The 9,468-nt window shown below is 61.3% G+C and carries 8 protein-coding genes and 3 pseudogenes; 7 read left to right on the top strand and 4 right to left on the bottom strand.

Features of this window, described 5'->3' with window-relative positions; genetic code table 11:
- Positions 1-164 precede the first annotated feature (164 nt).
- From E0F99_RS30695 to E0F99_RS26535, 5 genes and pseudogenes are all read left to right on the top strand, one after another.
- Positions 165-314 (top strand): annotated as a pseudogene (locus tag E0F99_RS30695) (ABC transporter substrate-binding protein); the annotation flags it as partial.
- Positions 277-480 (top strand): annotated as a pseudogene (locus tag E0F99_RS26550) (amino acid ABC transporter permease); the annotation flags it as partial. The pseudogenes E0F99_RS30695 and E0F99_RS26550, both read left to right, overlap by 38 nt.
- A 2-nt stretch (positions 481-482) precedes the next feature.
- Positions 483-818: pseudogene (locus tag E0F99_RS26545) on the top strand (ATP-binding cassette domain-containing protein); the annotation flags it as partial.
- A gap of 9 nt (positions 819-827) precedes the next feature.
- On the top strand, positions 828-1,325 hold the full coding sequence (locus tag E0F99_RS26540) for an Lrp/AsnC family transcriptional regulator (RefSeq protein WP_083357848.1): 498 nt from the start codon (positions 828-830) through the stop codon (positions 1,323-1,325).
- 132 nt (positions 1,326-1,457) lie between these two features.
- Complete coding sequence (locus E0F99_RS26535) at positions 1,458-1,898, top strand: hypothetical protein (RefSeq protein ID WP_130909018.1); 441 nt, start codon at positions 1,458-1,460, stop codon at positions 1,896-1,898.
- Here E0F99_RS26535 and E0F99_RS26530 read toward each other — a convergent pair.
- From E0F99_RS26530 to E0F99_RS26515, 4 genes are all read right to left on the bottom strand, one after another.
- A complete protein-coding gene (locus E0F99_RS26530) occupies positions 1,895-2,737 on the bottom strand; it encodes a TIGR03915 family putative DNA repair protein (protein ID WP_083357847.1) in 843 nt (280 codons plus the stop codon). The two genes, E0F99_RS26535 and E0F99_RS26530, sit on opposite strands and share 4 nt — an antisense overlap.
- Positions 2,734-3,954: a putative DNA modification/repair radical SAM protein gene (locus E0F99_RS26525; RefSeq protein ID WP_083357846.1), complete on the bottom strand. Its 1,221-nt coding sequence runs from the start codon at positions 3,952-3,954 to the stop codon at positions 2,734-2,736. The genes E0F99_RS26530 and E0F99_RS26525 overlap by 4 nt, the downstream gene beginning before the upstream one ends.
- Positions 3,955-4,020: 66 nt before the next feature.
- Positions 4,021-5,358: a lysine N(6)-hydroxylase/L-ornithine N(5)-oxygenase family protein gene (locus E0F99_RS26520; RefSeq protein WP_083357845.1), complete on the bottom strand. Its 1,338-nt coding sequence runs from the start codon at positions 5,356-5,358 to the stop codon at positions 4,021-4,023.
- A 119-nt stretch (positions 5,359-5,477) separates the two neighbouring features.
- Positions 5,478-5,960: a sigma-70 family RNA polymerase sigma factor gene (locus tag E0F99_RS26515; protein ID WP_083357844.1), complete on the bottom strand. Its 483-nt coding sequence runs from the start codon at positions 5,958-5,960 to the stop codon at positions 5,478-5,480.
- Positions 5,961-6,216: 256 nt separating this feature from the next.
- On the opposite strand from E0F99_RS26515, the gene E0F99_RS26510 reads away from it, so the two are divergent.
- Positions 6,217-7,389: an efflux RND transporter periplasmic adaptor subunit gene (locus E0F99_RS26510; RefSeq protein WP_083357843.1), complete on the top strand. Its 1,173-nt coding sequence runs from the start codon at positions 6,217-6,219 to the stop codon at positions 7,387-7,389.
- The gene (locus E0F99_RS26505) at positions 7,379-9,364 is read left to right on the top strand and encodes a MacB family efflux pump subunit (RefSeq protein WP_162276187.1); all 1,986 of its coding nucleotides are present in this window, start codon (positions 7,379-7,381) and stop codon (positions 9,362-9,364) included. The genes E0F99_RS26510 and E0F99_RS26505 overlap by 11 nt, the downstream gene beginning before the upstream one ends.
- The last annotated feature ends 104 nt before the right edge of the window (positions 9,365-9,468 follow it).

Here is a 9,468-nt window from a genome sequence, read left to right as displayed (position 1 = left end):
TCTACTTGGTCGACAACCGACAATTTAAAAGTCAGCGTGTAATCGCGCTGACTACGTTTTGCGCCCGTATCCATTGCACCCTCCTGATAAGAAGCCAGAAGGTGTAAACCTTATTCAGGACGAGACACGTACAGCACAAAAAGCGCGCCTGAGACCGCTCTGGCATGCCGCTTTGCGCCCAGGCCCTAGACGGGAAAGAAATCCGTTTCGGCGTATTCCACGAGTACCCACCCTTCGAATCCGTAGCCGGCGACGGCAGCCTGCAAGGATCCGACCCTGCCACTGGACATCACCTTGGGCCTGATTGCCGCTGGCGCCAAGCGCTCCAGCGTCAACTGGCTGCGCATGCCGACCACGCTGTACACCACGCTGATCCGCAGCGTGCCGGACCTGGTGCTGATCCTGCTGATTTTCTACAGCCTGCAACTGTGGCTCAACGACCTGAGCGAAGTGTTCGGCGGGGACTACTTTGAAATCGACGCCGCGTGGCCGATCAATACCCGGCGTTTGTCTCGGGCGGCCAGTCACAGCGTGTGGCGATCGCACGCGCACTGGCGATGGAGCCGGAAATCATTCTGTTCGATGAACCGACCTCAGCGCTGGCCCCTGAACTCGTAGGAGAAGTCCTCAAAGTCATACAGACGTTGGCCGAGGAAGGTCGTACCATGCTGATGGTCATCCACGAAATGGGCTTTGCCCGCCAGGTGTCCAGCCACGTGCAGTTTTTGCATCAGGGCCGGGTCGGGGAACAAGGCGGCGCCGAGATTCTCGACCACCCCAGCAGCGAGCGCTTGCAGCCATTTCTTTCCAACGTTTGAAGTGAACTCATGGATACCAAAGCCAACGGACCCCATTCTTCCCCTGCGCTGGATCGCATCGATGAGGCAATCATCGACGTGCTGCGACATCAGGGGCGTATCACCTACGAAAAGCTCTCGTCACTGGTGCACCTGACGCCACGGCCCTGCCTGGAGCGGGTGCGCAAGCTGGAGCGGCGCGGCGTGATTCGCGGGTATGGGGCAATCATCGATGTGCAGATGGTCTACCCGGGGCTGTCGCTGCTGGTGCTGGTGGCCTTGTCCAATCAACGCGGGCGCTCGGCGCAGAAGGCTTTCGAGGCGTGCGTCAAAGCCTGCCCGCAGGTGTTCGAATGCCAACTGATCAGCGGGCCGTTTGACTACAGCCTGCGCATGCGCTGCCGGGACATGGAACATTACCGGGTGCTGACGGAGAGCTGGTTGAACAACGATGAGTTGCACATTGATAAGCTGGTGGCGCATCCGGAGTTGGCGGAGGTCAAAAACACCGCGCCTGCGCTGGCCTGAACAGCGTCCGTCACTATAGATCGTAGATCGTTCCCACGCTCTGCGTGGGAATGGTCAAGGGTGGTGTTCGGTGTTGCTGCTTGAAACACCAGGATGTTATACAGACCTTACTTGTGACTGGCCGCGTCAAGGATGAACACCATCAAAACGTCATTATTGTATTGCGCACTGCTCGCCTGCCTTCTCTCGCCTGCCGCTCAGGCAGCACCACCCGGCAGCGACGCTTCAGCCGCCTGGTTTAAGGTGGCCATGGGGATATTGTCGGGGGCCTCCTGCCAGAATCGCCTGGTGCCTGCAGAACGAGAACGGTGTATTCGCAAAAACCGCGAACAGGCCTGTCGTGATTTCCCGGAGGGGGTCGAGAAAGAGAACTGCTTGAAAGAGCTGCCCGGCGTTGCAAGCCAACCCACCCACTCAAGCACTCAACCTTCCCACGCAGATTACGCACTGAAGAATGTGATGCCTGCCAGCACTCAAGACTATCGCCCGCCGGTTAAAACCGATGACCTGGATTCGCCGTTGAAGCAGTTCGTCAGCCCTGCGGCGCAAAGCCCCACCCCACGCACAAACTAACCGGTGGGAAGGTGCGCCGCGCCAATACGCTTACCGGGCCGTGCGCCGATCAGCTTAGCCTGGCCATCGCGCTGTTTGCCGGTACGCGCCTCACTGATCAACCCTGGAATCAGCTTACCCTCTGGCAAATTCTTCCAGAACCGGCTCGGCAGGTGCCCTTCCATCACCTTGGGGTTCAGCCGCGCCGGGTTGAAGATATGGCTGTAGTAAGTCTGCCACATCGCGCTGTGAGGGTCTTCGACATTTTGCGCCAGTTGCTGCCACGCCTCGGGGCACTGCCGTTGATGAATCAACTGCTCACCGTCGTAATACACCCCATCCAGCGGCGTGGCGATCATCCAGCGATGACGGCCCATGCGCCCGATAAAGTGCTGGCTGGCTGATTTCAATATGTCGTGGGCAGGCTCGTGCCAGGCCACGTATTCCGGCAGCTCAGGGCCCGCCTCTACGGGTACGGCAATAAACCGCACAAATGCATGCAAGTGGTGGGCTTCACGGCTGACCTGCTTGATCCGTCGCTGCAACTCGCTGCCCAATTTGTCACCCGCAAGCATCGCCGTACGGTCGCCATGACTGACTCGCCACAACACCTCGTAAAGCAAACTCCAGCGCTGATCGCCGTGATAGCAAGCCGCCGACTCCAGCAGCTCCAACAAGGCTTTGGTAATCCGCGCCTGGAACGGTCCAAGCTGTTCAGGGATGGGCTCGTCGGTGGCAAACAGGTCCGCCACTTGCGCTTCGCCCCAGCTCACTTGGCTGGGGTCGACCTGATGGCTGAGTAGCCAGCGCGCCTGCTCGCGCCAGGTGCTGAACAGGTTGTCGCATTCCAGGCTGATCATCCCCACAACCCCATTTGCTGTGGCTGCGGGCGGTCGCGCAGTTGCTCGCGCAGCAACACGCTGGTGCTTTCGGCCTGTTGCGGGTGGTAGTCGCTGGTGATGAAAAACGGCTTGGCCTTGGCCAGCACGCAGCGCATGCGCGCCAGGTCTTCGAAACGGATCTTGCGTTCGCGGCGCAGGTCCACCAGGCGCTGGGTGGTGCGCAGGCCGATGCCGGGAATACGCGCGATCAGGGTCGGCTCGGCGCGGTTCAGATCCAGGGGAAACACCTCGCGATGCTCCAGGGCCCAGGCCAGCTTGGGGTCGATATCCAACGCCAGGTGGCCCGGCCCTTGGAACAGTTCGTTGGCACTGAAGCCGTAACTGCGCAGCAGAAAGTCCGCCTGATACAAACGGTGTTCGCGCATCAACGGCGGCGCGGCCAGGGGCACGCTTTTCGGGCTGTTGGGGATGGGGCTGAACGCCGAGTAATACACGCGGCGCAATTTGAAATTGCCGTACAACGCCTCGGCGCCGTGCAGGATGGTGCTGTCGTCGGTGTCGTCGGCACCGACGATCATCTGCGTACTCTGCCCGGCCGGGGCGAAACGCGGGGCACGCGGTTCGTTGAGAACAGTTTGCTCACCGGTGTAGATGGTTTGCATGGCTTGCTTGATCGAGACGATCTGCTTCTCCGGCGCCAGCGTTTGCAGGCTGGCATCGGTGGGCAGTTCGATATTCACGCTCAGCCGATCGGCATAACGCCCGGCTTCGGCGATCAGCGCCGGGTCGGCTTCGGGAATGGTCTTGAGGTGGATATAGCCGCGAAAGTCGTGCTCTTCACGCAGCAGTTTCGCCACCCGGACAAGCTGCTCCATGGTGTAGTCAGCCGAACGGATGATGCCGGAACTGAGAAACAGCCCGCTGACGCAATTGCGCCGGTAGAAATCCAGGGTCAGGGTGACCACCTCCTCCGGGCTGAAACGCGCGCGGGGCACGTCGCTGGAGCGGCGGTTGACGCAGTACTGGCAGTCGTAGAGACAAAAGTTGGTGAGCAACACCTTGAGCAGCGACACGCACCGGCCGTCCGGGGTGTAGCTGTGGCAGATGCCCATACCGTCGGTGGAACCCAACCCGGCCTTGCCCTCGGAGCTGCGCTTGGGTGCGCCACTGCTGGCGCAGGAAGCGTCGTACTTGGCGGCGTCGGCAAGGATGCTGAGTTTTTCGATCAACTGCATGAAGGGCTACCGATACTGGTTTTTTGTACAGTATCAGGCAGCCCTGCCTGCCACAAGTGCAGCCTGTCAGCTCGCCGTTGCGAGCAGTAAGTCTTGAACCGAACGGCCTTTGCCACGGTGGCGATCATGCACATACAACGATGCCGCAATCTCGTCCGCCCGGATCGGCAGCACCGACAGCAACGTATCGCTCAAACCATGGCTGGCCTGGCTGAAACCCTGGATATAGATTCCCGCCTTGCAGCGCTCGTCAGTCACGATGCGATAGTCGCGCGCCACCTCGAAGTCGCCCATGTAGGCTTGCAGCGGCGAGAGCAACTCGCGGTGCATCTGGCGCTCGTAACCGGTGGCCAGGATCACTGCGTCGTAATGACTGACGCTGGTTTGGCCGTTGGCGTTGTTGCGCAGGACCAACTCGATGCCCAACGCACTGGCGGTGGCTTTCTCGACCACGGTCAGGGTGCGGAAGGCCTGGCGAGCGATACCGGAGACTTTCTGGCGGTAGAAAATGCCGTAGATACGCTCGATCAGGTCCAGGTCCACCACCGAATAGTTAGTGTTCTGGTACTCGGCCACCAGGCGCTCGCGCTCGGCGCCAACTTGCTGGAACACCAGGTCGGTAAACGCCGGTGAAAACACTTCGTTGACGAACGGGCTGTCATCGGCCGGCTTGAGCGCCGAACCGCGCAGGATCATGTCGACCTGCACGGACGGGAAGCTGTCGTTCAGGTCGATAAAAGCCTCCGCCGCGCTTTGGCCGCCGCCGATGATTGCAATGCGCATCGCCTTGCCTTCAACACACGGCTGCTGCGCCATACGCGCTAGGTATTGGGAGTGGTGGAACACGCGGCCGTCATCCTTGAGCGCTTCAAACGCTGGCGGCACACGCGGTGTGCCTCCGGCGCTGACCACCACCGAACGGGTGGTGCGCACATGCTGCTCGCCCGATGCATCACGGGAGATCACCCGCAATGCTTCAACGTGTTGCTGTTGCAGAACCGGCTCGATGGCCAATACGTCCTCACCGTAACGCGCCTGGGCCTGGAACTGCCCGGCGACCCAACGCAGGTAGTCGTTGTACTCCATGCGGCACGGGTAAAAGGTGCCCAGGTTGATGAAGTCCACCAGACGGTCGTGGGCCTTGAGGTAGTTGACGAAGGAATACGGGCTGGTGGGGTTGCGCAAGGTCACCAGGTCCTTGAGGAACGAGATCTGCAGTTCGCTCTGCGTCACCAGGGTATTGCCGTGCCAGCGGTAGTCGGCCTGCTTGTCGAGAAACAGGACGTCCAGTTTGCCCTGGGCTTTTTCACGCTCCTGCAGGGCGATGGCCAGCGCCAGGTTCGAAGGGCCGAAACCGATACCGATCAGGTCGTGAACCGCGGGCGAAGCAATTGCCTGTGTCATTCCAGTGTCCTCTGGATAAGCCCCTTGGCGGTGGGGCGGAAATACCTTCAAGACCTGCACAACAGGTCATGTGTTGATAGGAAACGAGGACAATGAAATAAAATTTAACTGATCGTTGATCAGTGCGCTTCCCACTCGCGCATACGCACCCGGCAATGCTTCATGGCGTTGACGATATGTTTTTCCACCAGGCTGCGGGAAATGCTCAAGCGCTCGGCGATTTGCAGGTGCGACAGGCCCTCGAGTTTGCGCAGCAGGAAACTGTCGCGGCAGGCCGCCGGCAGCTCGGCCAGAGCGCGCTCGAGCATTTCCAGGCGCAGGCCCTGATCATGGCTGGCATGCGGTGAACTGGGGGCAAAACGCTCTTCGTTGTCCAGCACCTCCAGGGGCTCGGACTGGCGCAACGCGTTACGGCGATGGCCGTCGATCACCAAGTTGAGGGCCGTGCGGTACAAAAATGCCCGCGGTTGTTCGATTGGCGTGTCGCTTGCACGCTCAAGCACCCGGACATAAGCGTCATGCACCACATCCTCGGCCACCTGACGGTTGCCCAGCTTGGCGTTGAGGAAACACACCAGCTCGCGATAGTAGTTTTCCAACATGACTCCCGGCCGCCAGGTGAGGCGGCATCTAATCCTTGAGCGCTAAAGCAGGCAGGCCATGAATGATGGCAGTTTGAGTACGTGCAATTTATAGTAATTCTCATCTAGTTTTAAAGAAGTCTCGCATCAACGGACGATTTTTTTATTCGACAGAGCTGTTACCGAGTATGTAAACAGCTAAATTCTTGGGCAATTTTCTCGTATAACAGTCAGCCCTCCGCCAATGCGGCCTCAATTTCCTGGCTGGAACCCACGCATGAAACGCCCTCGCCCCGCCCGACGCGCACTGCTTGCTGTCGCGTGCCTGATCCCCCTCATTGCGCTGGCCGCCTGGCAGATGCTGCCGCCGGGCCGCGATGGCCTGCCTACTGTCACCGTAACTCGCGGCAACATTGAAAACAGCGTCACCGCACTGGGCACTCTGCAACCGCGCCGGTATGTCGATGTGGGCGCCCAGGCGTCCGGGCAGATCCGCAAAATCCATGTGGAGGCCGGTGACCAGGTCCAGGAAGGCGAGCTGCTGGTAGAGATCGACCCTGCCACCCAACAGGCCAAGCTTGACGCCAGCCGCTACTCCATCGAAAACCTCAAGGCCCAGTTGCAGGAACAGAAAGCCCAGCACGAGCTCGCCCGCCAGAAATACCAGCGCCAGCAACGCCTGGTCGCCGGCAACGCCACCCGCGAGGAAGATGTACAAACCGCCAAGGCCGAACTGAGCGCAACCCAGGCGCGGGTCGACATGTTCCTGGCGCAGATCCGCCAGGCACAGGCCAACCTGCGCAGTGACGAGGCTGAACTGGGCTATACACGCATCTACGCGCCCATGAGCGGCACCGTGGTGGCGGTGGACGCGCGGGTCGGCCAGACCCTAAACGCCCAGCAACAAACGCCGCTGATCCTGCGCATTGCCAAGTTATCGCCGATGACCGTGTGGGCCGAAGTATCCGAAGCCGACATCGGCCACGTCAAACCGGGCATGGCCGCCTATTTCACCACGCTCGCAGGCGGGAGCCGCCGTTGGACCAGCACCGTGCGCCAGATCCTGCCGATCCCGCCCAAGCCGCTGAACGAAACCAGCCAGGGCAATGGCAGCCCCAGCAGCACGAGCAAAACCGGGAGCGGCCGCGTCGTGCTGTACACCGTGCTGCTGGATGTGGACAACACTGACAACGCGCTGATGGCCGAAATGACCACTCAGGTGTTTTTTGTCGCCAGCCAGGTCAAGGACGCCCTCACCGTGCCGGTCGCGGCGCTGCTCGGCAGCCAAGGCACCGATAGGACGATCGCCCGCGTGGTGGCAAAAAACGGCGCCATCGTGGAACGCGAAATACGCCTGGGTATCAGCGACCGCCTGCGGGTTGAAGTGCTGGACGGCCTGAACGAGGGCGATCACCTGTTGATCGGCCCGGCCAACGGCAATGGGGGTTGATTTGACCACGCCGCTGATCGAACTCAAGAACATCCGCAAATCCTACGGTGGCGGCGACAGCCCGCAGGTCGACGTATTGCGTGGGATCGACCTGTCGATCCATGCCGGGGATTTTGTCGCCATTGTTGGCGTCTCCGGCTCCGGAAAATCCACGCTGATGAATATCCTCGGCTGTCTCGACCGGCCCACCGTGGGCGAGTACCTGTTCGCCGGGGAAAACGTCGCGCACCTGGACAGCGACGCACTGGCTTGGCTGCGCCGCGAAGCCTTCGGCTTCGTGTTCCAGGGCTACCACCTGATCCCGTCGGGCTCAGCCCAGGAAAACGTCGAGATGCCGGCGATCTATGCCGGCATCAGCGCCGCCGAACGCCATGCCCGCGCCAAGGCCCTGCTCACGCGCCTGGGCCTGGCCGATCGCACCGGTAACCGCCCGCACCAGCTCTCCGGCGGTCAACAACAGCGCGTCTCGATTGCCCGCGCGTTGATGAATGGCGGCCACATCATCCTCGCCGACGAACCCACCGGCGCCCTCGACAGCCACAGCGGCGCCGAGGTGATGGGGCTGCTGGATGAACTGGCGAGCCAGGGCCACGTGGTCATTTTGATTACCCACGACCGCGAAGTCGCGGCGCACGCCAACCGCATCATCGAGATCAGCGATGGCCTGATCATCAGCGACTCGGCGCGCAGTCACACCCACGTGCCCGTCACGGCCAACAGCGACGCCCTGCAAGCCGTGGACCTGCGCCAGCGCCTGGCCGACGGGGCCGAACACAATGGCGCCTGGAAAGCCGAACTGCTGGACGCCGTGCAGGCGGCCTGGCGGGTGATGTGGATCAACCGCTTTCGCACCGCGCTGACGCTGCTGGGGATCATCATCGGCGTGGCGTCGGTGGTGGTGATGCTGGCAGTGGGCGAAGGCAGCAAACGCCAGGTCATGGCGCAGATGGCGGCGTTCGGCTCGAACATCATCTACTTGAGTGGCTTCTCGCCCAACCCGCGCACGCCGCAAGGTATCGTAACCCTCAATGATGTTGCCGCCTTGGCCACACTGCCCCAAGTCAAGCGCATCATGCCGGTAAACGGCACCTATGCCGGGGTGCGCTTCGGCAACGTCGACTACATGGCCTATGTGGGCGGTAACGACACCAACTTCCCGGCCATCTTCAACTGGCCAGTGGCCGAAGGCAGTTACTTCACCGAAGCCGACGAGCGCGCCGGGGCCACGGTGGCGGTGATCGGTCATCGCGTGCGCGAGAAGTTGTTCAAAGGCCAGGTAGACCCCATCGGCCAATACATCCTGATAGAAAACGTGCCCTTTCAAGTGATGGGTGTGCTGGCGGAAAAAGGCTCCAGCTCCGGCTTGCAAGACAGCGACGACCGTATCGCCATCCCCTACACCGCCGCCAGCGTGCGCCTGTTCGGCACCTATAACCCCGAATACGTGGTGATTGCCGCCAACGACGCGCGCAAAGTGCATGAGGCCGAACAAGCCATCGACCAACTGATGAAAAAGCTGCATAACGGCAAGCTCGATTACCACCTGACCAACGACGCAGCAATGATCCAGGCCGAGGCGCGCACGGCGAACACGTTGTCGTTGATGCTCGGTTCGATTGCAGCGATTTCCCTGTTGGTCGGCGGGATCGGCGTGATGAACATCATGCTGATGACCGTGCGCGAACGCACCCGCGAGATTGGTATTCGCATGGCCACCGGGGCGCGCCAGCGCGACATTCTGCGCCAGTTCCTCACCGAGGCGGTGATGCTCTCGGTGGTCGGCGGCCTGGTCGGCATCGCCCTGGCACTGCTGGTCAGCGGCGTGCTGGTACTGGCCGAGGTGGCAGTGCAGTTCTCTCTGGTGGCGGTGCTTGGCGCGTTTGGCTGTGCGCTGGTCACCGGCGTCGTATTCGGCTTTATGCCGGCCCGTAAAGCTGCCCGGCTCGATCCGGTTAAGGCGTTGACCAGTGAATAAACGAAACTCCCTGCTGGGCGCGTGCCTGCTACTCAAAGCGTGTACCGGCAACCCGCCAACCGTCGACAGCGGCATAAACACGCCAGCCGCCTGGAAATACGCCG

The organism is Pseudomonas antarctica (assembly GCF_900624995.1).
GTDB classification, from domain to species: domain Bacteria; phylum Pseudomonadota; class Gammaproteobacteria; order Pseudomonadales; family Pseudomonadaceae; genus Aquipseudomonas; species Aquipseudomonas antarctica.
This window is presented reverse-complemented; position numbering and strand designations above follow the sequence as displayed.